The organism is Actinomadura sp. 7K507 (assembly GCF_004348425.1).
Taxonomy (GTDB): domain Bacteria; phylum Actinomycetota; class Actinomycetes; order Streptosporangiales; family Streptosporangiaceae; genus Spirillospora.
In genome coordinates this window covers 1-24,822 of the sequence record NZ_SMKK01000143.1, presented here as the reverse complement: position 1 = coordinate 24,822, position 24,822 = coordinate 1, and the positions used below count along the sequence as shown (strand labels likewise).

At 73.3% G+C, this 24,822-nt stretch carries 22 protein-coding genes; 13 read left to right on the top strand and 9 right to left on the bottom strand.

Features of this window, described 5'->3' with window-relative positions:
- Positions 1 to 128: 128 nt before the first annotated feature.
- Positions 129 to 1,082 (bottom strand): NAD-dependent protein deacetylase, encoded by a 954-nt coding sequence (locus E1285_RS28175; RefSeq protein ID WP_243723099.1) that lies wholly within the window; start codon positions 1,080 to 1,082, stop codon positions 129 to 131.
- Positions 1,083 to 1,137: 55 nt separating this feature from the next.
- Positions 1,138 to 2,109: a DUF3068 domain-containing protein gene (locus E1285_RS28170; protein WP_279510098.1), complete on the bottom strand. Its 972-nt coding sequence runs from the start codon at positions 2,107 to 2,109 to the stop codon at positions 1,138 to 1,140.
- A 219-nt stretch (positions 2,110 to 2,328) separates the two neighbouring features.
- On the opposite strand from E1285_RS28170, the gene nirB reads away from it, so the two are divergent.
- The 6 genes from nirB to E1285_RS28140 all read left to right on the top strand — a co-directional run bounded on the left by nirB (position 2,329) and on the right by E1285_RS28140 (position 8,733).
- Positions 2,329 to 4,827 (top strand): nitrite reductase large subunit NirB, encoded by a 2,499-nt coding sequence (gene nirB / locus E1285_RS28165; RefSeq protein WP_132157318.1) that lies wholly within the window; start codon positions 2,329 to 2,331, stop codon positions 4,825 to 4,827.
- Complete coding sequence (locus tag E1285_RS28160; protein ID WP_243723098.1) at positions 4,824 to 6,311, top strand: FAD-dependent oxidoreductase; 1,488 nt, start codon at positions 4,824 to 4,826, stop codon at positions 6,309 to 6,311. Before nirB ends, E1285_RS28160 begins: the two co-directional genes overlap by 4 nt.
- 68 nt (positions 6,312 to 6,379) lie before the next feature.
- Positions 6,380 to 7,237: an amidohydrolase family protein gene (locus E1285_RS28155; RefSeq protein ID WP_132157316.1), complete on the top strand. Its 858-nt coding sequence runs from the start codon at positions 6,380 to 6,382 to the stop codon at positions 7,235 to 7,237.
- Between the two features lie 41 nt (positions 7,238 to 7,278).
- Positions 7,279 to 7,569 carry a DUF2470 domain-containing protein gene (locus tag E1285_RS28150; protein ID WP_132157314.1) on the top strand — a complete coding sequence of 97 codons (291 nt, stop codon included), beginning with the start codon at positions 7,279 to 7,281 and terminating at the stop codon, positions 7,567 to 7,569.
- A 143-nt stretch (positions 7,570 to 7,712) separates the two neighbouring features.
- Complete coding sequence (locus tag E1285_RS28145) at positions 7,713 to 8,405, top strand: biliverdin-producing heme oxygenase (RefSeq protein WP_132157312.1); 693 nt, start codon at positions 7,713 to 7,715, stop codon at positions 8,403 to 8,405.
- 133 nt (positions 8,406 to 8,538) lie between these two features.
- Complete coding sequence (locus E1285_RS28140; RefSeq protein ID WP_132157310.1) at positions 8,539 to 8,733, top strand: hypothetical protein; 195 nt, start codon at positions 8,539 to 8,541, stop codon at positions 8,731 to 8,733.
- A gap of 48 nt (positions 8,734 to 8,781) precedes the next feature.
- Here E1285_RS28140 and E1285_RS28135 read toward each other — a convergent pair whose 3' ends face one another.
- The 3 genes from E1285_RS28135 to E1285_RS28125 form a co-directional block, all read right to left on the bottom strand.
- Positions 8,782 to 10,215, bottom strand: coding sequence for an RNB domain-containing ribonuclease (locus E1285_RS28135; protein WP_243723097.1), 1,434 nt, complete (start codon positions 10,213 to 10,215; stop codon positions 8,782 to 8,784).
- An 83-nt stretch (positions 10,216 to 10,298) separates the two neighbouring features.
- Positions 10,299 to 11,033 carry a Crp/Fnr family transcriptional regulator gene (locus E1285_RS28130; protein WP_243723096.1) on the bottom strand — a complete coding sequence of 245 codons (735 nt, stop codon included), beginning with the start codon at positions 11,031 to 11,033 and terminating at the stop codon, positions 10,299 to 10,301.
- 272 nt (positions 11,034 to 11,305) lie between these two features.
- Positions 11,306 to 12,226 carry a 5'-3' exonuclease gene (locus tag E1285_RS28125; protein ID WP_132157308.1) on the bottom strand — a complete coding sequence of 307 codons (921 nt, stop codon included), beginning with the start codon at positions 12,224 to 12,226 and terminating at the stop codon, positions 11,306 to 11,308.
- An 86-nt stretch (positions 12,227 to 12,312) separates the two neighbouring features.
- Between E1285_RS28125 and E1285_RS28120 the strand changes: the two genes are divergently transcribed.
- From E1285_RS28120 to E1285_RS28100, 5 genes are all read left to right on the top strand, one after another.
- A complete protein-coding gene (locus E1285_RS28120) occupies positions 12,313 to 13,434 on the top strand; it encodes a Xaa-Pro peptidase family protein (RefSeq protein ID WP_132157306.1) in 1,122 nt (373 codons plus the stop codon).
- 273 nt (positions 13,435 to 13,707) lie between these two features.
- Positions 13,708 to 14,940, top strand: a complete 1,233-nt coding sequence (ugpC, locus tag E1285_RS28115) for a sn-glycerol-3-phosphate ABC transporter ATP-binding protein UgpC (protein ID WP_132157304.1) — start codon at positions 13,708 to 13,710, stop codon at positions 14,938 to 14,940.
- Positions 14,937 to 16,256 (top strand): ABC transporter substrate-binding protein, encoded by a 1,320-nt coding sequence (locus E1285_RS28110; protein ID WP_132157302.1) that lies wholly within the window; start codon positions 14,937 to 14,939, stop codon positions 16,254 to 16,256. The genes ugpC (E1285_RS28115) and E1285_RS28110 overlap by 4 nt, the downstream gene beginning before the upstream one ends.
- A gap of 9 nt (positions 16,257 to 16,265) precedes the next feature.
- Positions 16,266 to 17,651 carry an ABC transporter permease subunit gene (locus E1285_RS28105; protein WP_132157300.1) on the top strand — a complete coding sequence of 462 codons (1,386 nt, stop codon included), beginning with the start codon at positions 16,266 to 16,268 and terminating at the stop codon, positions 17,649 to 17,651.
- Positions 17,648 to 18,586 (top strand): carbohydrate ABC transporter permease, encoded by a 939-nt coding sequence (locus tag E1285_RS28100; protein ID WP_132157298.1) that lies wholly within the window; start codon positions 17,648 to 17,650, stop codon positions 18,584 to 18,586. The genes E1285_RS28105 and E1285_RS28100 overlap by 4 nt, the downstream gene beginning before the upstream one ends.
- Positions 18,587 to 18,677: 91 nt before the next feature.
- On the opposite strand, the gene ugpC (E1285_RS28095) is transcribed toward E1285_RS28100, so the two are convergent.
- Positions 18,678 to 19,934, bottom strand: coding sequence for a sn-glycerol-3-phosphate ABC transporter ATP-binding protein UgpC (gene ugpC, locus E1285_RS28095; RefSeq protein ID WP_132157296.1), 1,257 nt, complete (start codon positions 19,932 to 19,934; stop codon positions 18,678 to 18,680).
- A 148-nt stretch (positions 19,935 to 20,082) separates the two neighbouring features.
- Between ugpC (E1285_RS28095) and E1285_RS28090 the strand changes: the two genes are divergently transcribed.
- Entirely contained in the window at positions 20,083 to 21,102 is a 1,020-nt protein-coding gene (locus tag E1285_RS28090) for a LacI family DNA-binding transcriptional regulator (protein ID WP_132157294.1), read from the top strand.
- A 52-nt stretch (positions 21,103 to 21,154) separates the two neighbouring features.
- Positions 21,155 to 21,595 carry an Lrp/AsnC family transcriptional regulator gene (locus tag E1285_RS28085; protein WP_132157292.1) on the top strand — a complete coding sequence of 147 codons (441 nt, stop codon included), beginning with the start codon at positions 21,155 to 21,157 and terminating at the stop codon, positions 21,593 to 21,595.
- Between the two features lie 6 nt (positions 21,596 to 21,601).
- On the opposite strand, the gene E1285_RS28080 is transcribed toward E1285_RS28085, so the two are convergent.
- The 3 genes from E1285_RS28080 to E1285_RS28070 all read right to left on the bottom strand — a co-directional run bounded on the left by E1285_RS28080 (position 21,602) and on the right by E1285_RS28070 (position 24,711).
- The gene (locus E1285_RS28080) at positions 21,602 to 22,171 is read right to left on the bottom strand and encodes a DUF1707 and FHA domain-containing protein (protein WP_132157290.1); all 570 of its coding nucleotides are present in this window, start codon (positions 22,169 to 22,171) and stop codon (positions 21,602 to 21,604) included.
- Positions 22,172 to 22,323: 152 nt separating this feature from the next.
- Positions 22,324 to 23,544: an acyl-CoA dehydrogenase family protein gene (locus E1285_RS28075; RefSeq protein ID WP_132157288.1), complete on the bottom strand. Its 1,221-nt coding sequence runs from the start codon at positions 23,542 to 23,544 to the stop codon at positions 22,324 to 22,326.
- A gap of 87 nt (positions 23,545 to 23,631) precedes the next feature.
- Entirely contained in the window at positions 23,632 to 24,711 is a 1,080-nt protein-coding gene (locus E1285_RS28070; RefSeq protein WP_132157286.1) for a DUF3616 domain-containing protein, read from the bottom strand.
- Positions 24,712 to 24,822: the final 111 nt, after the last annotated feature.

Below are 24,822 nucleotides of genomic sequence, written 5' to 3'. Positions count from 1 at the left end.
CCCGCCCACCGTCACCGGCGCGCCCCAGCCCGGCCCCCAGGGCGGGCGGCGGTCACCGGCGCCCGCCGCGACCTCCGTGCTCCCCGGCGGCTGACCGCGCCGCCGTCCCCGCGCACCGGTCCCGCGCGTCACCGGTCCCGCGCGTCCCGGTCCCGCGCGTCCCGGACCTGGGCGTGCCCGTGTTGCGCGTCCGGGTGTCGCGGGTGCCGGTCCTGCGGGCCGAGTTCGGCCAGCAGCGCCTCCAGCGTCACGCCGAGCGGCGCGTCCATCGTGATCAGCGCGTGCTCGTCGCCCCGGGTGGCGCCCCGGTTGACGATCGCGACCGGGACGCCGTGCCGGGCCGCGTGCCGCACGAACCGGTACCCCGACAGCACCGCCAGCGACGACCCGAGCACCAGCAGCGCGCCCGCGCGCTCGGTCAGCGCGTAGCAGTCCCGGACGCGGCCCGGCGGCACGTTCTCCCCGAAGAAGATCACATCGGGTTTGAGGACGCCGCCGCACCGCTCGCAGTCCACCACCCGGAACGCCTCCACCTCGCCGGCGCCGAGGACGGCGTCGCCGTCGGGATTGATCCGGGGGTCGGCGGACCGGTCGTCCCAGCCCGGGTTGGCGGCCCGCAGCCGCCCGTCCAGCCGCGCCCGCGGGGTCCGCCGGCCGCACGACAGGCACAGCACCCGGTCCAGCGCGCCGTGCAGCTCGATCACGCCTTCGGCGCCGGCCGCCTGCTGCAGCCCGTCGACGTTCTGGGTGATGATCCCCGCGACCAGGCCCCGCGCCTGCAGCGCGGCGACCGCGCGATGCCCCGGGTTCGGGCGGGCCGCGGCGACGTGCCGCCAGCCCAGATGGCTGCGCGCCCAGTACCGGCGGCGCGCGGCGGCGGACCCGGTGAACTCCTGGTAGGTCATCGGGTCGGCCCGCCGCAGCCGCCCCGTCTCCCCGCGGTAGTCCGGGATGCCCGACTCGGTCGACAGGCCCGCGCCGCTCAGGACCACCACCTCGCCGTCCGAGACGAGGTCGGCCAGCATCCGCAGCCGCGCCGCCTCCCCGCCGCCGGCCGGGCGGCCCTCCGCAACCTGCGTCACTCCTCCATCCTGCACGACCGCGACGGGTGGGAGGCGACCGCCCGGCTTCCGGCGGTCAGCGGCCGGCCGTGGCCCTGGCGCGGCGCGAACCGCGCTGCGCGGGACGGCGCCCCTCCCCGAAGGTGAGGATCAGCCCGGCGACCACGGCCGGCAGGCCGGCCCCGACACCGGCGAGGGGGAGGATGGCCTCCAGCAGCCGTATCTGCTCGGCGCCCTCGTCCGACTTGGCGCGCAGGTCCTTCTTCGCCTCCGGCGTCATCCGCAGGTTCAGGTCGGCGATCACGAGGCTGCCCGGCCCCTCCTTGGGCCGCAGCGTCGTCACCAGGTGGCGCCGCTGGTCGATGGCGGCGCCGGTCCTCGGGTCGATCCAGTACGTGGCTTCCGCCTGGTAGTAGCGGTCCGCCTCCACCGCGGGGTCTCCCTCGGGACGCCCGAACAGCCTGGCGGGCAGTGCGGGCGTCTCGCCGGCGACCTTGGTCGCCGGGATGCGCTGGACGAAGCGGTAGGTCAGCAGCCCGTCGACGCGCTCCTCGCCGGCGAAGGTGACGGGCCATGCCCGCAGGGTCCCGGTGTCGAACAGCTCCAGGCCGTCCTTGCGCACCTCCACCGGCCAGAACAGCCCGATCCCGTCCATGCGGGCGTTGGTGTCGCCCTGCACCGCGGCGCCGCAGCAGTTCCGCAGCTCCCCGGTCCTGCGGTCGAAGGGGTAGCGCGCGTTCTGGATCTCGATGGTGTTGCCGCGCTGCGCGTCCTGGATGATCGTGCCGGTGTCGTAGACGGCGACGTCGTCGCCGGAGGCCTCCACATCACCGCGGACGGTGTTGGTCACCGACACGGTGGCGCCGGTGCGGACGGTGAGCGACGAGGCGTCGAGGTAGCTGGCGTTGTCCGCCTGCAGCCGCGTCACCTGGTAGATGTCCGTGGGCGCGCCGATCAGCGTGGGCGCGACGTAGAAGCGGACGAAGACGCCCGCCGCCACCAGGAACATGCCGACGCCTATAAGGGAAAAGCCGATGATCCTGCGCACTGCGGCCTCCCGGCCTGCCGTCGGAATCGCGATTTGTGAGATATATCAAGCTTTTGATTCTCTCGTGTCACCTTCACGAAAGGAACGCGTCCTGCTCACGAACTGACAAAGGGCCGGGTGCGGCCCCGCCCGCGGGGCGGGAGGGACGTGAGGAGCAGTTAACGTGCGGGTGACGTCCGGGATCCCTGCGGGAAATACGGGCCGCCGAGCATCGGGCCCATGGGAGCCGACAAGAAACCGGACAGGCGGCTGGTCGTGGCCGGCCACGGCCCGGCCTCGCACCGCCTGGTGGAGGCCCTGCGCGAGCGTGACACCGCCGGGACCTGGACGATCACCGTCATCGGCGAGGAGCCGCGCGCCGCCTACGACCGCGTCGCGCTGACGACCCACCTGGAGGGCGCCGACCTGGCCTACCCCCCGCACGGCGGCGGGGTCACGGTCGTCACCGGCGAGCGGGTCACCGCGATCGACCGCGACGCCCGGACGGTCACCACCTCCGCCGGGCGCGTCGCCGCCTACGACGCGCTGGTCCTGGCCACGGGGTCGGCGCCGTTCGTCCCGCCGGTCGAGGGCCGCGACCTGCCGGGCGTGTTCGCCTACCGCACCATCGGCGACCTGGAGGCGATCCGCGAGTACGCGCGGGGGAAGGCGACCGGGGCGGTCGTCGGCGGCGGACTGCTCGGCCTGGAGGCCGCCCGCGCGATCCAGGGCCTCGGCCTGCGCAGCGGCGTCGTCGAGGTGGCGCCGTGGCTGATGCCGCGCCAGCTCGACGAGGGCGGCGGCGCGATGCTGCGCCGCCACATCGAGGGCCTCGGCATGGCCGTCCACGCGGGCGTCCCGATGCGCGCCCTGGAGGCGGGGGAGGACGGCGCGGTCCGGCGGGTCGCGCTCGCGGACGGGACGGCCGTCGACGCCGAGGTCGTGGTGTTCTCCGCCGGCATCCGGCCGCGCGACGAGCTGGCCCGCGGCTGCGGCCTGCCGGTCGGGGAGCGCGGCGGGATCGTCGTGGACGCCTCCTGCCGCACCGAGGACCCCGCCGTCTGGGCGATCGGCGAGTGCGCCCTCGCCGGCGGGACGGTGTACGGGCTGGTCGGCCCGTGCTTCTCCATGGCCGAGGTCGTCGCGGACCGCCTGCTGTCGGACGCCAGCACGGCCGTGTTCGAAGGCGCCGACATGTCGACCAAGCTCAAGCTCATGGGCGTGGACGTCGCCAGCTTCGGCGACCCGTTCGCGGCCGCGGAGGGGGCGCTCGGCGTCACCTACACCGACCCCGTCGCCGGCGTCTACAAGCGGCTCGTCGTCAGCGACGACGCGCAGACCCTCCTCGGCGGCGTCCTCGTCGGCGACGCCGAGTCGTACGGGACGCTGCGCGCCTGCGTCGGCGGCGGCCTGCCGGGCCCTCCCGAGCAGATGCTGTTCGGCGGAACCGAGACCGCCGGCGGCGACCTGCCCGGCGCGACCGTCATCTGCTCCTGCAACAACGTCACCGCCGAAGGCGTCCGCTGCGCGATCTCCGAGCACTCCCTCACCGACGTGGCGGGGGTCAAGGAGTGCACCCGGGCCGGGACGAGCTGCGGCAGCTGCGTCCCCCTCGTCAAGAGGCTCCTGGACGCCGAGCTGACCGCCGCCGGGATCGAGGTCGGCACCGCCATCTGCGAGCACTTCGCCCACAGCCGGGCCGAGCTGTTCGACATCGCCCGCGCCGGGCGCGTCACCAGCTTCACCCAGCTCGTCCAGGAGCACGGGACGGGCCGCGGCTGCGACATCTGCAGACCCGCCGTCGCGTCCATCCTGGCCAGCCTCGGCAACGGCCACATCCTGGAGGGCGAGCAGGCGGCGCTGCAGGACACCAACGACCACTTCCTCGCCAACCTGCAGAAGAACGGCACGTACTCGGTGGTGCCGCGCGTCCCCGGCGGCGAGATCACCCCCGAGAAGCTCATCGTGATCGGCGAGGTCGCCCGCGACTTCGGCCTCTACACCAAGATCACCGGCGGGCAGCGGATCGACATGTTCGGCGCCCGCGTCGAGCAGCTCCCCGAGATCTGGCGGCGGCTCGTCGACGCCGGGTTCGAGTCCGGGCACGCCTACGGCAAGGCGCTGCGGACGGTGAAGTCGTGCGTCGGCTCCACCTGGTGCCGCTACGGCGTGCAGGACTCGGCCGCCATGGCGATCCGCCTCGAACTGCGGTACCGGGGGCTGCGCGCCCCGCACAAGCTGAAGTCGGCCGTGTCCGGATGCGCCCGGGAATGCGCCGAGGCGCAGAGCAAGGACTTCGGCGTCATCGCCACCGAGAACGGCTGGAACCTCTACCTCGCCGGGAACGGCGGCATGCGGCCCCGCCACGCCGACCTGTTCGCCACCGACCTCAGCGACGAGCGGCTCATGACCTACATCGACCGGTTCCTGATGTACTACATCCGCACCGCCGACCGGTTGCAGCGCACCGCGACCTGGCTGGAGTCCCTCGACGGCGGCCTGGACCACCTCCGCGAGGTCATCGTCGACGACCGGCTCGGCATCTGCGCCGACCTCGACGCCGCCATGGAACGCCACGTCGCCGCCTACTCCGACGAATGGCGCGACACCCTCGACGACCCCGACCGGCTCCGCCGGTTCGTCTCGTTCGTCAACGCCCCGAAGACCCCCGACCCGAGCATCGGGTTCGAGGCCGAGCGCGACCAGATCAAGCCCCTCCCCCTGGAGGTGAAGCGGTGAACCCCACGGACGAGGCGGGCACGGGCACGGCGGGCATCGTGGTCGTCGGGAACGGCATGGCCGGGGCGCGGCTGGTGGGGGAGCTGCGCTCCCGCGACCGCGGCACGCCCGTGACGGTGTTCGGCGCGGAGCCGCAGCGCCCCTACAACCGGGTCCTGCTGTCGAACGTCCTGGCCGGGATGACGCGGCCCGACCACATCAGCCTGGTCGACGCCGCCTGGTACGCCTCGCACGGCGTGGACGCCCGCCTGGGCGTCGAGGTGACCCGCGTCGACCGTGCGGCCAGGACCGTCCACGCGGCGGACGGGACCGTCACCCCGTACGGGACGCTCGTCCTCGCCACCGGCAGCACCGCGTTCATCCCGCCCATGCCCGGCCTGGAGGGCGGGCTTCCCGCGGGCGCGCTGGTGTTCCGCACCCTGGACGACTGCCGCCGCATCTCCGAGCTGGCCGAGTCGGCGCGCCGCGCGGTCGTCGTCGGCGGCGGGCTCCTGGGCATCGAGGCCGCCCGCGGGCTGGCGGGCCGCGGCCTGGACGTGACCGTCCTGCACCTGGCCGGGCACCTCATGGAACGCCAGCTCGACCCGGCCGCCGGGCGGGTCCTGGCCCGGACCCTGGCGGCCCTCGGCATCGGCACCCGCCTGCAGGCCGACGTCGCCGCCCTGCGCACCGCCGGCGGGGCGGTCACCGGCGTCGAGCTGGCCCTGCCCGGAGGCGGGACGGAGGTCATCGACGCCGACCTCGTCATCCTGTCGTGCGGCGTCCGGCCCGAGGTGTCCCTCGCCCGCGACGCGGGCCTGGCCGTCGGCCGCGGCGTGATCGTCGACGACGAGCTGCGCTCGGTCACCGACCCGTCCGTGCGCGCCATCGGCGAGTGCTCCGAGCACCGCGACGAGGTGTACGGCCTGGTCGCGCCCGCGTGGGAGCAGGCGGGGGTGCTCGCCGGGCTGCTCGCCGGCACCGACCCGGCCGCGCGGTTCACCGGCGCCCGGCAGATCACCCGCCTCAAGGCCGCCGGGATCGAGCTGGCCTCGATGGGCGAGACGCACTTCGGTGACGATGACGACGACGTGGAGGTCGTCCGGTTCACCGACGCGGCCCGCGGCACCTACAAGAAGGCGGTCATCCGGGACGGGCGCCTCATCGGCGCGATCCTGGTCGGCGAGACCTCCGCGGCCGGGACGCTCACCCAGCTCTACGACCGCGCCGCGCCGCTGCCCGCCGAGCGGCTCGGACTGCTGTTCCCCGGCCTCGGCGGCGCCGCCGAGGCTCCGTCGCCGCTGCGCATGCCCGACGCCGCGACCGTCTGCCAGTGCAACGACGTCAGCAAGGGCCGGATCCGCGCGTGCTGGCAGGCGGGCGCCCGCACCACCGAAGACGTCGCCCGGGAGACGAGGGCGACGACCGGCTGCGGAGGCTGCCGCGACGCGGTGGAGGGCATCGTCTCCTGGCTGGACGAGCAGGAGTCCGCCGACGTGGCATGAAAAGCGGCGGGTAGGCTCCGCCGCATGGCGGTCCACACTCCGATCCGGCCCCGGCGCGGGAGGCGTTGATGCTCGACGGACGTCCCCTCATCGACGCGCACGTGCACGCCGCCCGGCTCCCGACCCTGCCTGCGGCCTGGCGGCAGTGGGCCGACGAGTTCGGCTCCGCCCACCCCTGGCAGGACCTCTACGACACCGACGGCGCCCTCGTCCCCGAGAGGGTCGACGCCTACTTCGACGGCGAGGGCGCCGACATCGCCCTCCTGCTGTGCGAGTACAGCCCCAAGACGACCGGCATGCAGCCCATCGAGGACCTGATGCCGCTGGTGAAGCACAATCCGCGCCGGTTCAGGCCTGTCGCCAACGTCAACCCGCACCTGCACTACCCGATCGGCGACGAGGTCGAGCGGCAGTTCGGATTCGGCGCCGCCGCGCTGAAGCTGCATCCCGTGCACGGCGGGTTCGGCGTCGCCGACCCGGACCTGTACCCCGCCTACCAGGTGTGCCGCGACGCGGGCGTCCCCGTCGTCGTCCACTGCGGGACCAGCTCGTTCCCCGGGTCGGCCAACCGCTACGCCGACCCCGCGCCGATCGACGACGTGCTGCGGCTGTTCCCCGGCCTGACGTTCGTCCTCGCGCACGGCGGCCGCGGCTGGTGGTACGACGCCGCCGCCTTCCTCGCCCTGTCCCGCGAGAACGTGTGGATCGAGCTGTCCGGGCTGCCGCCCCGCCGGCTCCCCGAGTACTACGCCCGCCATGACCTGCGGCGCCTCGCCCGCAAGTTCATCTTCGGCACCGACTGGCCCGGCGTCCCCGGCGTGGCGCGCAACGCCCGCGCCATCGCCGCCCTCGGCCTGGACGAGGAGACCGTCTCGCTCGTCCTCGGCGGCAACGCCCTCCAGGTCTACAAGGGCCTGTCCGTCTAGCTCCTCCGTTCAGCCCAGCCCTGCAGGAAAGGACGTTTCCAATGACCGACGCGGGACCCTTCACCGACGATGTCGTAGGCCAGATCATGCGGCACATGAACGACGACCACGCGGCCGACTGCCTGACGATCTGCCGGGCGCTGGCCGGCCGCCCCGGCGCCACCGCGGCGCGGATGACCGGCATGGACGCCGACGGCATCGACTTCGCCGTCACCGACGGCGGCGCCGAGCACGACGTGCGGATCCCGTTCAGCGAACGCCTCACCGAACGCGTCCAGGTCCGCCACGAGGTCGTACGGATGACGGAGGCCGCCCGCGCGGCGGCGCACTGAGGGCGGCTGCTCGGCGGCTGGCTGGACGTTCCCGACGCCGCGTCGGTAAAGTAACCGACGTCACGTCGGGAAAAGCGACCGCAACACCTTCCCGGATGAGTTAGGTGAGGCTAACCTAAGTCCCGGAGCGAAGGAGGGGCCGGATGGACAGTGCCCGAACGGATAGTGCCCGAACGGACGACGCCCGAACCGAGGAGGCTTTCTCGGCACGGCTGAGGGCCGCCACGTGGAGCGACCACGACGACAACGAGACGTCCGCGTACATGAGCGCGCTCGTCGAGGGCCGTCTGGGCCGTGAGGAGTACGCGGTCCTGGTGGCGCAGCTCCACCCGGTCTACGAACTGCTGGAGGAGGCCGCCGACCGGATGGCGTCCGACCCGGCGGCGGGCCCGTTCGACCTGCCCGGCCTGCGCCGCCTCGACGCCCTGGAGGCCGACCTGGCCTTCTTCTACGGGCCGCGCTGGCGCGCCAGGATCGAGCCCAACGCGTCCACGGCGCGCTACTGCGAACGGCTCCGCGAGGTGTGCGCCACCTGGCCGGGCGGCTTCGTCGCCCACCACTACACCCGCTACATGGGCGACCTGTCCGGCGGCCAGTACATCGGCGTGCAGGTCCGCAAGACCCTGGCCCTGTCCGCGGGCGACGACGGCGTGCGCTTCTACCGCTTTCCCGGCAAGCCCAAGGCGTACAAGGACCGGTACCGCGCCCTCCTGGACGCCGCCCCCTGGGACGCCGCCGAGCAGGACCGCGTCATCGGCGAGGTCAAGACCGCCTACCGGCTCAACGCCGCCGTCACCGCGGAACTCGACGGCAGCATCCGCCCCAGCGCCGCCTGACCCCGGCGGGGCGACCCGAATCCCGGGTTTGGGCCCGGCCGGAAGGCGGCCGCGGTTTGCGTGCGCGCTGGGCGGACATCCGACGGGGAGCCCCGGGGCGACCGAAGCCCCCGACCCCCACCGGAGGCCCCCCATGCTCGCGATCGCCGCCGCGGCCGTCTTCGCCCTGGCGCTGCTCTTCGACTTGGCCGACATCTCCTCCGACGCCATCAACAACGGGACGCTGACCGTGCTCGGCCTGCTGCTGATCTCGCTGCACTTCGCCGGCGTCGGGACGAACACGAACTGGCGCCCGCGCAGTCGAGGCCGCACCCGCACCCGCCGCTGACCCCGCGCGACCAGCCCGCACGACCAGCCCGCGCCTCACCCGGCGCGGTCAGGTCGCGAGCGAGAAGCGGACCCGGCGCCGCGCCGGATCCGCCTCCTCCAGCCGCACCTTGACCTGCTCGCCGAGCGGCAGCCCCTCCCCGTCGCACCGGCCGAACACCGGCGGCGACACCAGCTGCACGCGCCCGCCGGAGCGGTCGGCGCTCACGTCCACCACCACCGCGTCGAACACGTCCCCGACCTGGTCGCGCAGCAGCAGCGCCTCGACGAGGTCGACGCAGGCGTGGTCGACGTCCGCGGCGCGCCGCAGCGCCCGCTGCATCACCTCGGGCAGCCCCGGCAGCGCCTCCCGCGTCCAGCCCGGCACGGGCCGGCCCGCCGCGAGCGCGAGGCACACCTCCGTCGCGTGCCGGTCGGCGAGCCGCCGGATGGGCGCCGTGACGTGCGCGTACGGGGCCGCGACGGCGGCGTGCGCGGCCTGGTCCGGGGGAGTCCCGTCGAACGCGGTGTAGCCGGCGCCGCGCATCAGCCCCGCCGCGTCGTGCAGGAACGCGGCGTGCCGGGGCAGGGCCGGGTCGAGGGCGCGGACGATGCCGCCGTAGGAGGAGCCGCCCGGCCAGGCGACGCCGAGCGCGCGGGCGGCCAGCCGCAGCCGCGCGACGGCCTCGGCGGGCGCGGGCGGCATGGTGCGCAGCAGCCCGACGCCGCCGTCCAGCATCAGCCGGGCCGCCGCCCGGCCGGTCAGCAGCGAGATCTGCGCGTTCCACGCCTCGGTCGCGAGGTCGCCGCGCAGCTTCAGCGCCCAGCCGCCGTTCGCGTGCACGACCTCCTGCTCGGGGAGGGGGAGGCTGACGCCGCCGCGCGCGGCCTCCGCCGCGATGAGCCGCTCGCCGATCTCGCCGAGCAGCGTGATCCGCGGGTCGCCGCCGTCGTGCCGGGCGCCCGCGTAGTCGAGCCGGTCGTGGCTGCGGACGACGGCGCGGCGGACGTCCACGCCGGTGATGAGCCCGCCGCCGTCGATGTCGATCGTCCACGCCACCGCCGGGCGGTCGCGGCCCGGCAGCAGGCTCGCGGCGCCCTCCGACAGGCGGCGCGGATGCAGCGGCGTGCTGGCGTCGGGCAGGTAGAGCGTGACGCCGCGGGCGCGGGCCTCGGCGTCGAGGGCGCCGCCCGGCCGGACGAACCCGGCCATGTCGGCGATGGCGTACCGGACGCGGTGCCCGGAGCCGCGCCGCTCCAGGTGCATGGCCTGGTCGAGGTCCAGGGAACCGGGCGGGTCGAGGGTGAAGAACGGGATGCCGCGCAGGTCGGCGCGGCCGTCGGGGTGCGCGGCGGGCCCGGCGGCCTCCGCGAGGGCGCCGGGCGGGAAAGCGCCGGGCACCGAGAACTCGGAGCGGATCCGGTCGAGCCCGGCGCGGACCTCGGCGTCGGCCCGTTCCGCGGGTGACAGGGCGGTACGCAGTCGCAGCGGTCGGCGCGGCACATCACCGAGCGTACGGGACGATCCGCGGCACCCGAAAAAATCTACAACGTAAAGGCGCCGGGCCGGCGGCGACGAGCCGGCGGCTACCCGTGTCCCCGCGCGAACGCCCGCAGGCCCTCCGCGTCCACGACGGTGATCTTCCGCCGGCCGGTGCGCACGAGCCCTTCGCCGCGCAGCGTGCCGAGCGCCCGCGCGACGGTCTCCCGGGAGGAGTCCATCCAGCTGCCGAGCTCCTCCTGGGACAGCGGCGGGCCGATCACGACGCCGCCGGAGGCGTCCGGCGGCACGAGCCGCGCCGACCGCTCCGCCAGGTCGGCCAGCAGGATCGCCAGCCGCTGCGCGCCGTGCGCGGACGCGTGCGCCTGCAGCCTGCGGCCGGCGTCGTCGAGGCGGTGCACGAAGGTGCCGCTCACCAGCATCCACACGCCGGGATGGGCGTCCAGGAAGCCGGTGAAGCGGGCGGCGGGCACGACCAGCGCCCGGACGGGGCCGAGCGCCGCCACGGTCGCCGACCGCTCCCGCCCGCCGAGCACGGCGCTCTCGCAGACCAGCTCGCCCGGCCCGCGCACGGCGAGCACCACCTCGTGGCCGTCCTCGCTGGAGGAGGTCACCTTGGCCCAGCCGGACTCGATGATGATCAGGTGGTCGGAATCGTCGCCCTGGTAGCACAGCGGCGTCCGCGACTGGTACCGCCGTGGCCGCGCGGCCCCGCGCAGCGCCGCGCGCTCCGCGTCGTCGAGCGCGTCCCAGAACGCGCCGCCGGCTCCGGCGAGGCCGCCGCGCGCCGTCGTCCTCCGTGTCAGCAGATGCTCGCTCACGGGTGCGTTTCTCCGGTTCGGGGGGTCGGGTGAACCGGTACCCGCGGCAGTTGGGGGGAGTGGGGCGGTGAGGCCCAGTGCCGCGGGTACCGGTCGCTCATGCGGCCGCCGCCCGAACGGTCATCGCCCGTTCCCGCGACGGTGTGCGCTGTCTGCATGTCCCAATGAGAACCCCTCACTGAGTCCGAATGCTGCACGCGTGAGAACGCCCTGTCTGCGTCATCTGACACTTATGGCGAAAATTGCGGCGACGGCCCGGCCCGCGGCCGGGGTCACCGGGCGAGAGCGTTGAGCAGGCGGTTGACGGGGCTGCCGAGGTTCCAGCGGTCGGCCAGCGCGACGAGCGCCTCCGGGTCGCGCGCCCCGGCGGGAAGCCGGTCGTCCAGCGCCGCGAGCTCGGGCGCGTCGATGTCGGTGACGACACGGACGACGGTCTCGGCGGCGGCCAGGTAGCCGCGCGCGGCCTCCATCCGGCGCCGCGCGCCCGCCGGGAACCCCTCGTCGGTCCCGGAGTCGAGGGCGGCGAGGATCCCCTCGACCGACCCGAACCGGGTGACCAGCGAGGCGGCGGTCTTGTCGCCGACGCCCGGGACGCCGGGGAGCCCGTCGCTGGGGTCGCCGCGCAGCGTCGCGTAGTCGCCGTAGCCGCGGCCCGGGATGCCGTACTTGGCCGCGATCTCCTTCTCGCCCATCACCTGCAGGTTCCGGATGCCGCGCGCCGTGTACAGGACGGCGACGGGGGCGCGGTCGTCCACGAGCTGGAACAGGTCGCGGTCCCCGGTGACGATGTCGACCGGGCCGTCCGCCGCGCCGCGCACGGCGAGGGTACCGATGACGTCGTCGGCCTCGTACCCGGGGACGCCGGTGCGCGCCAGCCCGAACGCGTCCAGCACCGCGTCGATGACGGGCAGCTGCGCCTCCAGCGCGTCGGGGGTCTGGTCGCCGCCGCCCTGGGCGACCCGGTGCGCCTTGTAGGACGGCAGCGCCGCCACCCGGAACTCGGGCCGCCAGTCGGCGTCCATGCAGCAGACGAGCCGGTCCGGCGACCGGTCCTGGACGAGCCGCGCGATCATGTCGATGAGCCCGCGCACCGCGTTCACCGGCGTGCCGTCGGGCGCGGTCACCGACTCGGGCACCCCGAAGAAGGCGCGGAAGTACAACGACGGCGTGTCCAGCAGCATCAGCCCGCTCATGTGCCACATGCTCCCACGCGGGCGGGGGCGGACGCGGGCGGACGCGCCTCTGGGATCCTGGTACCGGCCACTGGAGAGGATCGAGAATGGAGACGGGTGTGACGACGGAGTTGTATCCGGCCGAGCGGCTCGGCCTGGTGCGGGACGCGGCGGCGGAGGCGGGCCTCGGCGCGGTGCTGCTGACGCCCGGCCCCGACCTGCGGTACGTCACCGGGTACGACGCCAAGGAGCTGGAGCGGCTCACCTGCCTGGTCGTCCCGGCGGACGGCGAGGCGTTCCTGGTCGTCCCGCGGCTGGAGCTGCCCGCGGCGCGGGACTCGCCGGCCGGGTCGCTCGGCGTCGAGCTGGTGCCGTGGGACGAGACCGCCGACCCGTACGCGCTGGTCGCCGGGAGGCTGCCCCGCGACGTGCGGACGGTGGGCGTGGCCGACCGGATGTGGGCGGTGATGGCGCTGCGGTTCCGGGCCGCGATGCCGGGCGCCGGGCAGGTCGCGGCCGGGGGAGTGCTCCGGGAGCTGCGGATGCGCAAGAGCGCCGCCGAGGTCGCGGCGCTGCGCGAGGCGGGCGCGGCGATCGACCGCGTGCACCGCCGCGTGCCCGGGTTCGTCCGGGAGGGCCGCACCGAACGCGAGGTCGCCCGCGACATCGCGGACGCGATCATCGCCGAGGGGCACGCCCGCGTCGACTTCGTCATCGTCGGTTCCGGGCCGAACGGCGCGAACCCGCACGCCGAGCCGTCCGACCGGGTCATCCGCGCGGGCGAGCCGGTCGTGGTCGACATCGGCGGGACGATGCCGAGCGGCTACTGCTCGGACTCGACCCGCAACTACTGCGTGGGGGAGCCGCCCGCCGAGTACCGGACGTACTTCGAGGTGCTGGAGGAGGCGCAGCGGGCGTCGTGCGCGGCGGTGCGCCCGGGGGCGACTCCCGAGGCGGTGGACGCGGCGGGGCGCGACATCATCGCGGCGGCCGGGCACGGCGAGCACTTCTTCCACCGCACCGGGCACGGCATCGGGCTGGAGTCGCACGAGGACCCCTACATCGTCGCGGGCAACCGCGAGGCGCTGGAGCCGGGCATGGCGTTCTCCATCGAGCCGGGCATCTACCCCGGCCCGCACGGCGCCCGAATAGAGGACATCGTGGTGTGCACCGAGGACGGCTACGAGCCGATGAACGTCACCGAGCGGGGGCTGGTGATCGTGGGCTGACCCCGCCCGGGACGGGGAGTGCGTGCCGGGGGCGCGGGCGGGTTTCCGTCCGCGCCCCCGCGTGGTTTCGGACGGCATAAATCGGCAGAAAATACGGGTCGGTAACGATCTCTGCACCAAATGCGTCAGCGGGCACCGTGCGTATTGCGGCGCGGCCCGTCGGCCATGTACCACCTTCTTTGTTACGCGGGGGTAAGTCCTGACTTCTTCCGCGCCCGCGGAACCCGTTGCGCGGGGCCGGACGAGTCCGTGCCGCAGAGAAGAGGAGACGCCGTGGCAGAGGTCGACCTGACCAGCGTCGGGAAGGTCTATCCCGACGGCACGCGGGCCGTGACCGACCTGAACCTCCACATCGAGGACGGGGAGTTCCTCGTCCTGGTCGGCCCGTCGGGCTGCGGCAAGACGACCGCGCTGCGGATGGTCGCCGGCCTGGAGGACATCACCGAGGGCGAGGTCACGATCGGCGGCCGGGTCGTCAACCGGATGCCCGCCCGCGACCGCGACGTCGCGATGGTGTTCCAGAGCTACGCCCTCTACCCGCACCTGTCGGTCCGCGACAACATCGGGTTCGGGCTGTCGCTGCGCAAGCTGCCGAAGGCCGAGATCAGGGAGCGGGTCGACCGCGCCGCGCAGACCCTCGGCCTCACCGAGCACCTGTCGCGCAAGCCCCGCAACCTGTCGGGCGGGCAGCGGCAGCGGGTCGCGATGGGCCGCGCGATCGTCCGCGAGCCGCAGGCGTTCCTGATGGACGAGCCGCTGTCCAACCTCGACGCCAAGCTCCGCGTCCAGATGCGCGCCGAGATCGCCCGGATCCAGCGCGACCTCGCGGTCACCACGATCTACGTCACCCACGACCAGACCGAGGCGATGACGCTCGGCGACCGGGTCGCGGTGATGAAGAAGGGCGAGCTGCAGCAGGTCGCGCCGCCCCAGGAACTCTACGACCGGCCGGCGAACCTGTTCGTCGCCGGGTTCATCGGCTCACCCGCCATGAACCTGCTGAGGGGCACGCTGTCGGGGGACGCGGAGAACCCGCGCCTGGAGATCGGCGACACGACCCTGACGCTTCCGGCCGCGGTGCTGACCGAGCGCCCGGCCCTGGCGTCCCACCTCGGGCACGACGTCGCCGTCGGCATCCGCCCCGAGGACATGGAGGACTCCGAGCTCGTGGACGCCCCCGAGGGGGCCACGATGACCTCCACCGCCGATCTGGTGGAGGCGATGGGCTCGGACGTGCTGGTCCATTTCGCGGTCGAGGCGGCCCAGGTCGTCACCGAGGACACCAGGGAACTCGCCCGCGACGCGGGCACCGACGTGCTGGGGCATCTGGAGAGCCCCCGCACGGACCTGGTCGCGCGGTTCAGCCCGCGCACCCGCGTGAAGGTCGGCGACCCGGTGACGATCCGTGTCGACACCGGGCGCCTGCACTTCTTCGATATCGAGTCCGGCGCGTCGATCTGGGCTGCAGACGACGCCGCCGGTTCGCCCAGGGAGGATGAAGGATGAGGGTCAGCAGGCGTGTGCTAGGGGCCGCCGCAGCGGCGATGCTCCTGTCGTCGGCCGCCGCGTGCGGCGGCGACGACGGCGGCGACGACGGGTCGGAGCCCGCCGGCGGCGGGGCGCTGAAGGGCACCACGATCGAGGTCGCGGCCAAGTGGACCGGCCCGGAGGAGCAGAACTTCCGCAAGGTCCTGGACGCGTTCGCGAAGAAGACCGGTGCGACGGTCAACTACGCCTCCACCGGGGAGAACACCGACGCGTTCCTCGGCCCGCGCATCTCGGCCGGCAACCCCCCGGACGTGGCGATCCTGCCGCAGCCGGGCCTGATGCAGCAGTACGCGGAGAAGAAGCAGCTCAAGCCCCTCGGGGCGGACGTGGTGGCGGAGGTCGACAAGAACTTCGCGCCGTACTGGAAGGAACTCGGCTCCTCCGGCGACCAGACCTACGGCGTGATGGTCAAGGCCGCCTACAAGTCGATCCTGTGGCACCGGCCGCAGGCACTGTCCGACGCGGGCGTCCAGCCTCCGGCGACGTGGGACGAGCTGGTGAAGGCGTCGACCACCCTGCAGAACGCGGGCACCACGCCGTTCACGCTGGCCGCCGGGCCGGACGACTCCTGGACCCTCACCGACTGGTTCGAGAACGTCTACCTGTCGCAGGCCGGGCCCGAGAACTACGACAAGCTCGCCGAGCACGAGATCAAGTGGACCGACCCGACGGTCGGCAAGGCACTGGAGACGCTCGCCCAGATCTGGGGCAAGCCCGACTTCCTCAACGGCGGTGTCGCGACCGCGACCAAGACCAAGTTCGACGAGTCGGTCACGCAGGTGTTCGGCCAGGAGAAGGCCGCCATGGTCTACGGCGGCGACTTCGCCGCCGCGAACATCGCCACCACCAAGGCCAAGGTCGGGACCGACGCCAAGGTGTTCGCCTTCCCCAAGGCCGGTGACACCGCCCCGGCGATCCTCGGCGGCGACGTCGCCGTCGCGCTGAAGGACGGCAAGGGCGCCCAGGAGCTGATGAAGTTCCTCGCCTCGCCCGAGGCGGGCAAGGTCTGGGCCGGGCTCGGCGGCTACCTGACGCCGAACAAGAACGTCCCGCCGGACGCCTACTCCGACCCGATCGCCAAGCAGCTGATCGGCCAGCTGCAGCAGGCCGGCGAGGCCGCCCGCTACGACATGTCCGACCTCACGCCCGCCGCGTTCGGGGCGACCCCCGGCGACGGCATGTGGGAGGCGCTGCGCGGCTTCGTGCAGAACCCGTCCGACGTCGAGGGCACCCAGAAGAAGCTGGAGGCCGAGGCCGCCGAGGCGTACAAGTAGGGATCCTGCATGAAGGCTCCGAAAGACGGGGTGCCGCCGGCCGCCACGGCCGGCGGCGCCGCCGCCGTCGCCGAACCCGCCCCCGACCCGCCCCGCGAGCGCCGGGGACGGGAGCGGCTCACCCCGCCGTCGTGGCTGGCCCTGACGTTCCTGCTGCCGGCGCTGCTGCTGCTCGGGTTCCTCGTGGTGTACCCGATCGTCTACTCGGTGATCCGCAGCCTCTTCGACGCCTCCGGCGGCACGTTCGTCGGCGTGGACAACTACGTCGGGGTCTTCCAGGGACGCGAGAACCTCATCGCGGTGCGCAACACCGCGATCTGGGTCGTGGTGGCGCCGACCGTGGTGACCATCGTCGGCCTGCTGTTCGCCGTCCTCACCGAGCGGATCCGGTGGGCGACGGCGTTCAAGCTCGTGGTGTTCATGCCGATGGCGATCTCGTTCCTCGCCTCCGGCGTGATCTTCCGGATGGTGTACCAGCAGGACCCCGAGCAGGGCGTGGCCAACGCCGCGATGGTCGCGATCCACGACACGTTCGCGAAGGAGACGAGCTACCCCGGCGCCGGCACCCGCGGCGGCGACCAGCCGGTGCGCGAGGAGGCCGGCGGCGTCGTCACGGTGGACTCCTACTCCGCCGGGCAGAGCGCGCTCGTCCCGCTGGTGAAGGTCAAGCCGGAGTACCTGCCGCCGGACCGCGAACCGGCCGCGCAGCCCCCGCCCGCGGAACCCGGGCGGCTGAGCGGGACGGTCTGGTTCGACTTCACCAAGGGCGGCGGCGGCCGGCCGAACGCCGTCGACGGGAGCGAGAGCGGCCTGCCCGGCGTCAAGGTCGAGGCGGTGCGGGGCGGCAAGGTGGTCGCCACCGCCACCACGAACGCCGACGGCACGTTCACGATGAAGGAGGTGCCCGACGGGACGTACACGATCCGGCTGCCCGCCGGGAACTTCACCGAGGCCTACCGGGGCGCCGAGTGGCTCGGCGGCACGCTCATCACGCCCGCGATCATCGGGTCGTACCTGTGGGTGTGGTCCGGTTTCGCGATGGTGCTGATCGCCGCCGGGCTCGCCGCCATCCCGCGCGACGCGCTGGAGGCCGCCCGCGTGGACGGCGCCACCGAATGGCAGGTGTTCCGGCGGGTGACGATCCCGCTGCTCATGCCCGTCCTCATGGTCGTGGTGGTCACGCTCACCATCAACGTGCTGAAGGTCTTCGACCTCGTGTACATCATCGGCGGCGGCGATCCGAACGCCAGCGTCCTGGCGCTGGAGATGTGGACCGAGTCGTTCGGCGGCGGCAACGACCAGGGCGCCGGCAGCGCCATCGCCGTGCTGCTGTTCGTGCTCGTCGTGCCCGCCATGCTGTTCAACATCCGGCGACTGCGGCAGGAGCGAACATGAGCACCGCGGAGAAGGCCGCCAAGACCCCGGCCGGGCCGGACGCCGCGAACGGCGCGGCGGGATCCCCGCGGCGGGGCCTGGGCTCCAGGATCGTCGGCCGCCTCGGCGGCGGCGCGGCGCAGGCGGTGCTGGTCCTGATCGCGCTGTTCTGGCTGGTGCCGACGCTCGGGCTGCTGGTGGCGTCGCTGCGCTCCAACGAGGACAACGCCTCCGGCGGCTGGTGGAACGTGTTCACCGAGCCGGCGCAGCTGACCGCCGAGTCCTACTCGGCGCTGCTGGACAAGGGCGACTTCGTCGACTCCTTCTGGAACACCGTGCTGATCACCGTCCCGGCGACGGTGCTGGTGGTGGCGATCGCCTCGCTGGCCGCCTACGCGTTCGCCTGGATGGAGTTCCCCGGCCGGGACTGGCTGTTCCTGCTGGTGGTGGCGCTGCTGGTGGTGCCCGTCCAGGTGGCGCTGATCCCGGTCGCCAAGCTGTACGGGCGCATCGAGTTCGGCGGGTTCCAGATGTTCGGGTCCATCACCGGCGTGGTGCTGTTCCACGTCGCGTTCGGGCTGCCGTTCGCGATCTTCCTGCTGCGCAACTTCTTCGCGGCGATCCCCCGGGACCTCCTCGAGGCGGCCCGGATGGACGGCGGCTCGGAATGGACGATCTTCCGGCGGGTCATCTTCCCGCTGGGCGGCCCCGCGATCGCCTCGCTCGGCATCTTCCAGTTCCTGTGGGTGTGGAACGACCTGCTGGTCGCGCTGGTGTTCGCCGACACCGAGGCGCAGCCGATGACCAAGTGGCTGCAGTCGCAGATGCGGCAGTTCACCGGCAACATCGACATCCTGGCGCCCGGCGCGTTCCTCTCGCTGATCATCCCGCTGGGGGTGTTCTTCGCCTTCCAGCGCTACTTCGTGCAGGGAGTCCTCGCCGGCTCGGTGAAGTGAGGGCGTCCCCGCCGCGCGGGGGGTGTGCACGTGAACGGCGCCCACGGCCCCGCGCGGGGCCGTGGGCGCCGTCGTGGGCCCAGGAGGACGGTCAGCCGGACTTGTGCAGCGACGGAGAGTCCTGCGCGGTGTGGAGGGGCGCGGCGTCCGGGTGGCCGATGGCCAGGCCGCTGGTCGGGTCGAAGAAGTGCAGCCGGCGGGTGTCGACGGCGAGCTCCACGTCCTGGCCCGGGCGGACGTGCGAGCGGGAGTTGACCCGGGCCGTCCACAGCGCCTTGTTGTCGCTCAGCGGGATCGCCATGTCCTCCTCGCCCTCGGCGGCGTCGGAGGCCAGGTCGGCGGTGTCCTTGTGCTCGACCGGCGGGGCGTCGATGGTGAAGATGACGTTGATCTCGCTGCCGAGCTCCTCGGTGACGCTGCTGCGGACCGCCATCGGCGCCCACTCGGGCTTGGCGTGCGCGGCGTCCTCGAAGTCCGACGGGCGGACGCCGAGGACGACCTCACCGCCGACGTAGTCCTGCAGGCCCGGCCGGTCGCTCAGCACCGAGGCCGGCACCGGCAGCGTGAAGCCGGCGAACGACACCTGCGCGCCGCCGTCGCCGGAGGTCAGCCGGGCGGTCACGAAGTTCATCGCCGGGGAGCCGATGAAGCCCGCCACGAACAGGTTGACCGGGTTGTCGAACAGCCGCTGCGGGGTGTCGACCTGCTGCAGCCGGCCGTCGCGCAGCACGCACACCCGCGAGCCGAGCGTCATGGCCTCGATCTGGTCGTGGGTGACGTACACGGTGGTGACGCCGAGCCGCTCGTGCAGCTGGCTGAGCGAGGCGCGCATGGAGACGCGGAGCTTGGCGTCCAGGTTGGACAGCGGCTCGTCCATCAGGAACGCCTGCGGCTCGCGGACGATCGCGCGGCCCATCGCGACGCGCTGGCGCTGCCCGCCCGACAGCGCGGCGGGCTTGCGCGACAGGTACTGCTCCAGGCCGAGCATCTTGGCCGCGTCGCGGACCTTCTGCTTGATCTCCGACTTCGGCGTGCCGCGCAGCTTGAGGCCGAACGCGAGGTTCTGCTCGACGGTCATGTGCGGGTACAGCGCGTAGTTCTGGAAGACCATCGCGATGTCGCGGTCCTTGGGGGCGAGGTCGTTGACGACCCGGTCGCCGATGGAGATCTTCCCGCCGGTGATCTCCTCCAGGCCGGCGATCATCCGCAGCGCGGTGGACTTGCCGCACCCGGACGGGCCGACCAGCACCATGAACTCACCGTCGCGGATCTCCAGGTCGAGGCCGTCCACGGCCTTGACGCCCCCGGAGTACACCTTGTCGACCTGATCCAGCGTGATCTTGGCCATCGAAACCCCTTCATGGAAACGTTTCCATAATCCCCTGATGAACAGGGTCTTTGTTGCACTCCTGGGAGTAAACATCATGGAATCGTTTCCATGGGAGGGCCGCCCGTGAGAAGGTGATCGGAAACCCGGCGGAGAGGCGGTCGGCCCGATGGCGCAGCGGCGGACACCGACGATCAAGGACGTGGCGGCGTCGGCGGGAGTCGGCATCGCCACGGTGTCGCGGGTCTTCTCCGGCGGCTCGGTCAGCGCCGCCACCCGCGAGCGCGTCCTGGCCGCCGCCCGCGACCTGGACTACCGGCCGAGCGCCCTCGGCCGCGGCCTCAAGCTGCGCCGCAGCGGCGGCATCGGCCTGATCGTCCCCGACGTCACCGACCCGTTCTGCGCCGAGCTCATCGCGGGCGTGCTCGCCTGCGCCCGCACCCTCGGCGAGCACGTCATCGTGGACGCCGCGCACGGCGACCCGTCCCGCGAGGCCGAGATCGTCGAGCGGCTCGTCGAGCAGCGCGTCGACGGCGTCATCGCGCAGCCCGCCGGCACCGAGGCCGACTGGCGCGCCGCCGCCCGCGTGTGCTCCAGCGTCGTGTTCGCCGGCCGCGCGCTGCCCGGGCTGCCGCAGATCCCGGCCGTCCTCGCCGACGACGCGGGCGGCGTGCGGTCCCTGACCGAGTACCTCGCCGGGCTCGGGCACCGCCGCATCGGATTCCTCGGCGCCGCCCCCGGCAGCCCGTCGCGGGTGCGGGAGGACGCGTTCCGCGCCACGCTCGCCCAGCTCGGCGTGCCGGTGGAGGAGGACCTGGTCGTCGCCGCCCGCCCGGTCGGCGACGCCGCCTACGCGGCCGCCGCCGGGCTGCTGCAGCGCCGCGACGACGTCACCGCCGTCCTGGCCGCCGGGCACCTGCTCGGCGAGGCCGCCGTCCTGGTGGCCCGCGAGCTGGACCTGCGGGTCCCCGCCGACGTGTCGATCGCCATGGTCGACGACGTCGCGTGGGCGGAGCTGTGCGACCCGCCGCTCACCGCCGTCGCCCGCCCCGCCCGCGACATCGGCTACCGCGCCTGCGAGATGCTGCTGCGCGAGCCCGCCCGCCGGGGCCGGGGAGGGCCCGTCCTGCTGGCCACCGAGCTCGTCGTCCGCGGCAGCTGCGGCCCGCTGCGCACCGCGCGGCGCTAGCGGCGGCGGAAACCGGTCCCGAGCACCGCCCCGGGCGCGCTAGATTTCCCGCGTGGAGGAGATCGATCGTCAGATCATGGCCCTGCTGGCCGGCGACGGGCGGATGAGTTTCACCGACCTGGCCAAGGAGACCGGCCTTTCGGTGTCGGCGGTGCACCAGCGCGTCCGGAGGCTGCAGAAGCGCGGGGTCATCATGGGCTTCGCGGCCCAGCTGGACAGCCGCCAGATCGGGCTGCCGCTGACCGCGTTCGTCTCGATCAAGCCGATCGACCCGGCCGCGCCCGACGACGCCCCCGACCGGCTCGCCCACCTGGAGGCGATCGAGGCCTGCCATTCGGTGGCGGGGGAGGAGAGCTACATCCTCAAGGTGCGCGTCGGGTCGCCGAACGAGCTGGAGGACCTCCTGCAGCAGATCCGCGCCGCCGCGAACGTGGCGACGCGCACCACCGTCGTCCTCAGCACCCCGTGGGAGTCGCGCCGCCCGCCGCTCTGAGCCCGGTCACGGACCGGCGGGTCGGGTCCCGCCCCCGTCGGGGGCGGTGACGATGAAGCTGGCGTTGCCGAAGCCGACCTCGTCGCCGGGCCGGACGCGGGCCGGGCCGGTCAGCCGCCACCCGTTGACGCGGGTGCCGTTCATCGAGCCGAGGTCGGAGATCATCCAGCCCTCGTCGGCGCGGTAGATCTCGGCGTGGAACCGGGAGACGGTCAGGTCGGTGAGGACGAACTGGCAGCCGGGCGCGCGGCCGACCACGATGCGCTTCAGCTCGCCGGGCGGCAGCATGAACCGCGGCAGCCGCGGGGCGCGCCAGGCCGCCTCGACCCGCGCCGTCACCTGCGACACCGAGGAGATGATGCCGGTCAGGCGGCGGACGACGCGGCCGGCGGGCGGCAGGTCGTGCACGATGTCGGCCAGCTCGGCCCGGCTGCGGGCCTGCAGGACCTGGCCGACGCGGCGCTCGAACGTCTCGTTCGACATGCGGCCCTCGGCCACACGGTCGCCGAGGACCCGCAGAATCCGGTCCCGTTCCGTGTCGGACGCTCTCACCGGGAACGAGGGCTGACCGTCCATAGCTGTGAAGTATCCAGTCCCCATCGTCGGCTGTCCAGAAAAGGACCTGGGCGGGGAGCGGGTGATCGCCCTCACCCGCCCCCCACCTTTTCGACGGCCGTGCGACCGCGAAAGTTCGCGGTGTCTTCAGGGGCCCGCCCGGCGGAGCCGGGTCAGGAGGACAGGAGGTCGCGCGCGATGTGGGTGACCTGGATCTCGTCGGTGCCCGCGTAGATCTGGAACGACTTGGCGTCGCGGGCGAGCTGCTCGACGCGGTACTCGCTCATGTAGCCGTTGCCGCCGAACAGCTGCACGGCCTCCTGCGCGACCTCGTTGGCGGCCTGCGCCGAGTACAGCTTCATCGCCGACGCCTCCGCCAGGGTGGGGGTGCGGCCCGCGCGCTGCATCTCGACGTGCCGGAACACCAGGTTCTGGACGTTGAGCCGCGCGACCTCCATCTTCGCCAGCTTCAGCTGGATGAGCTGGAAGTCGCCGATCCGCTGCCCCCACAGCTCGCGTGTCTTGGCGTACTCGACCGACAGCTTGAGGCACTCCTCGATGACGCCGAGCGCCATCGCCGTGACTCCGGCGCGCTCGGTGACGAAGTTCTGCTTGGCGGAGTCCTTGCCGCTGCCGGAGCCGGACGCCAGCAGCCGGTCGGAGCCCGCTCGGACGTCGCTGAGGAACAGCTCGCCGGTGGGGGAGGAGTGCAGACCCATCTTGCGCAGCGGCTTGCTCTGCTCCAGGCCCTCCATGCCCCGGTCCAGGACGAACGTGAGGATCTCCCGGTCGCGCGCCTCCCGCCCGTCGTCGAGTTTGCAGTAGAAGACGATCGTGTCGGCGTAGGGGCCGTTGGTGATGAAGGTCTTGCTGCCGTTGATGACGTACTCGTCGCCGACCTTCTTCGCGGTGGCCTGCATGCCGCCGAACGCGTCGGAGCCGGAGCCGGGCTCGGTGATGGCCCAGGCGCCGACCTTCTCCATGGTGAGCAGGTCCAGGGCCCAGCGCTCCCGCTGCTCGGGCGTCCCGCGCTTCATGATCGTCCCGGCGGCGAGGCCGAGGCCGACGCCCATCGCCGAGACCAGGCCGGGTGCCACCTTGCACAGTTCGATGACCGGCAGCATGGACATCGCCGCGTTGCCGCCGCCGTCGGACCGCTCGCCGCTGTCGCCGCTCTCGCTCTCGCCCGCGTCCCCGTGCTCCTTCTCCTGCCGGGAGCGGAAGGACGAGCGGGCCATCTCGTCCAGGCCGAACGTCTTGTAGAGGCCGCGGAGCAGGTCGTACGGCGGAAGGTCGCCCGACTCCAGCGCCTCCAGGTTCGGGCGGACCTCCGCGTCGATCCAGCCGCGCACCGCGTCCCGGATCATCAGGTCTTCGTCGGACCACTCGATCATGCTTGTTCTCGCCTTCCTGCCGGGTACCGGTCCCATCCAAGCAGAAGGTGCAAGCGAGCGCTTATTCGGGTGGTGCGAGGGAGGGGCTCAGCCGCCCGCGTTCACCACGTCGGCGATGACGCCGCCGTTCGCGGTGAGCCGTTCGGCGGACGGGCTGTCGTAGACGACCAGGAGGCGGAGCCCCGAGCCGTCCGGCTCGTCCAGGACGGCGATGCCCTCGGCGTGGTCGTCGCCTTCGCCGTAGGGCAGGTCGCCCACCACCTCCAGGTCCTCGGCCGTGACGATCTCCGGCGCGTCGGCGCGGACCGCGTCCCGCCACCGCAGGACCCGCACGGGCCCGTCCAGGTCCATGCTGGGGCCGGTGAGGACGAGCAGGTCGTCGCCGTGCGGGCACAGGTCCCGGATGCCCAGCCCGCCGAGGTCCATGAAGTGGGTGTGGTAGAGGGCGCCGTCGTCGCCGAGGGGGAGCAGCCGCAGCCGCCGCGGGTCGGTCGGGTCGGTGTCGGGACGGATCTCGATGAGGACGGCCCAGCCCCGCAGCACCGGCCCGCGCAGGCCGATGTAGAGGCGGTCGCCGTGGGCGGCGACGCCCTCGATGTCGATGCCGTTGTCCTTGCTCGGGATCGGCAGGAACGGCGCCAGGTGCGGGTCGTCCTCCAGCAGGTCGGTGATGGAGTCCTTGTCCAGCCCGAGCACGGCCGCGGTGCGGTCGCCGTCCTCGCGGACGACCTCCGGCAGCCCGTCCTCGCCCTCGACCAGGGGGAGGCGGGCCAGGATGAAGCGGTTGTCCTCGCGCACGACCGTGGCGAGCCGCTTGCGGGACTTGCGGTCGCTCTGCTCCGGCTTGATCTTCTTGCGCTTGAGGCTGTGCGAGCCGATCGCCCACAGCCAGCCGCCGCCGCGGGCCAGCCCCTCGATGTCGGCCTCCTCGTCGGGGCCGGCGGGCAGCGGGACGAGGTCGGCGAGCCGCACGGTCCGCTGCCCTCCGTAGCCGGCGACGCGGCCGTCCTCGCCGAGCACGGCCGTCAGCCGCTCGACGGTGGCCGTCTCGTCCCCGGCGACCCACAGGCAGCGGCCGTCCTGGCGCACGGCGGACAGGTTGGTGTGCGTCTCGGCTTCGCGGCTCTCATCTGCGAAGCGCAACTCGACCCGGCGTTCGACATCCATGGGGGGATGCTCCCATACGGGCGAGGCGGGCCGCTCGATTGGAACGGTCCGGAACCGGCCGTCAGGCGTCCCAGACGACGTCCAGGCGAGGCGGTTTGCGGAACACGAGCC

What these genes read in the sequence shown, in the direction of transcription:
- nirB (WP_132157318.1), top strand. Translation starts at nt 2,329, where the DNA reads ATGGGAGCCGACAAGAAACCGGACAGGCGGCTGGTCGTGGCCGGCCAC.
- E1285_RS28155 (WP_132157316.1), top strand. Translation starts at nt 6,380, where the DNA reads ATGCTCGACGGACGTCCCCTCATCGACGCGCACGTGCACGCCGCCCGG.
- E1285_RS28150 (WP_132157314.1), top strand. Translation starts at nt 7,279, where the DNA reads ATGACCGACGCGGGACCCTTCACCGACGATGTCGTAGGCCAGATCATG.
- E1285_RS28145 (WP_132157312.1), top strand. Translation starts at nt 7,713, where the DNA reads ATGGACAGTGCCCGAACGGATAGTGCCCGAACGGACGACGCCCGAACC.
- E1285_RS28140 (WP_132157310.1), top strand. Translation starts at nt 8,539, where the DNA reads ATGCTCGCGATCGCCGCCGCGGCCGTCTTCGCCCTGGCGCTGCTCTTC.
- E1285_RS28125 (WP_132157308.1), bottom strand. Translation starts at nt 12,226, where the DNA reads ATGAGCGGGCTGATGCTGCTGGACACGCCGTCGTTGTACTTCCGCGCC.
- E1285_RS28120 (WP_132157306.1), top strand. Translation starts at nt 12,313, where the DNA reads ATGGAGACGGGTGTGACGACGGAGTTGTATCCGGCCGAGCGGCTCGGC.
- E1285_RS28110 (WP_132157302.1), top strand. Translation starts at nt 14,937, where the DNA reads ATGAGGGTCAGCAGGCGTGTGCTAGGGGCCGCCGCAGCGGCGATGCTC.
- E1285_RS28105 (WP_132157300.1), top strand. Translation starts at nt 16,266, where the DNA reads ATGAAGGCTCCGAAAGACGGGGTGCCGCCGGCCGCCACGGCCGGCGGC.
- E1285_RS28100 (WP_132157298.1), top strand. Translation starts at nt 17,648, where the DNA reads ATGAGCACCGCGGAGAAGGCCGCCAAGACCCCGGCCGGGCCGGACGCC.
- ugpC (WP_132157296.1), bottom strand. Translation starts at nt 19,934, where the DNA reads ATGGCCAAGATCACGCTGGATCAGGTCGACAAGGTGTACTCCGGGGGC.
- E1285_RS28090 (WP_132157294.1), top strand. Translation starts at nt 20,083, where the DNA reads ATGGCGCAGCGGCGGACACCGACGATCAAGGACGTGGCGGCGTCGGCG.
- E1285_RS28080 (WP_132157290.1), bottom strand. Translation starts at nt 22,171, where the DNA reads ATGGACGGTCAGCCCTCGTTCCCGGTGAGAGCGTCCGACACGGAACGG.
- E1285_RS28075 (WP_132157288.1), bottom strand. Translation starts at nt 23,544, where the DNA reads ATGATCGAGTGGTCCGACGAAGACCTGATGATCCGGGACGCGGTGCGC.
- E1285_RS28070 (WP_132157286.1), bottom strand. Translation starts at nt 24,711, where the DNA reads ATGGATGTCGAACGCCGGGTCGAGTTGCGCTTCGCAGATGAGAGCCGC.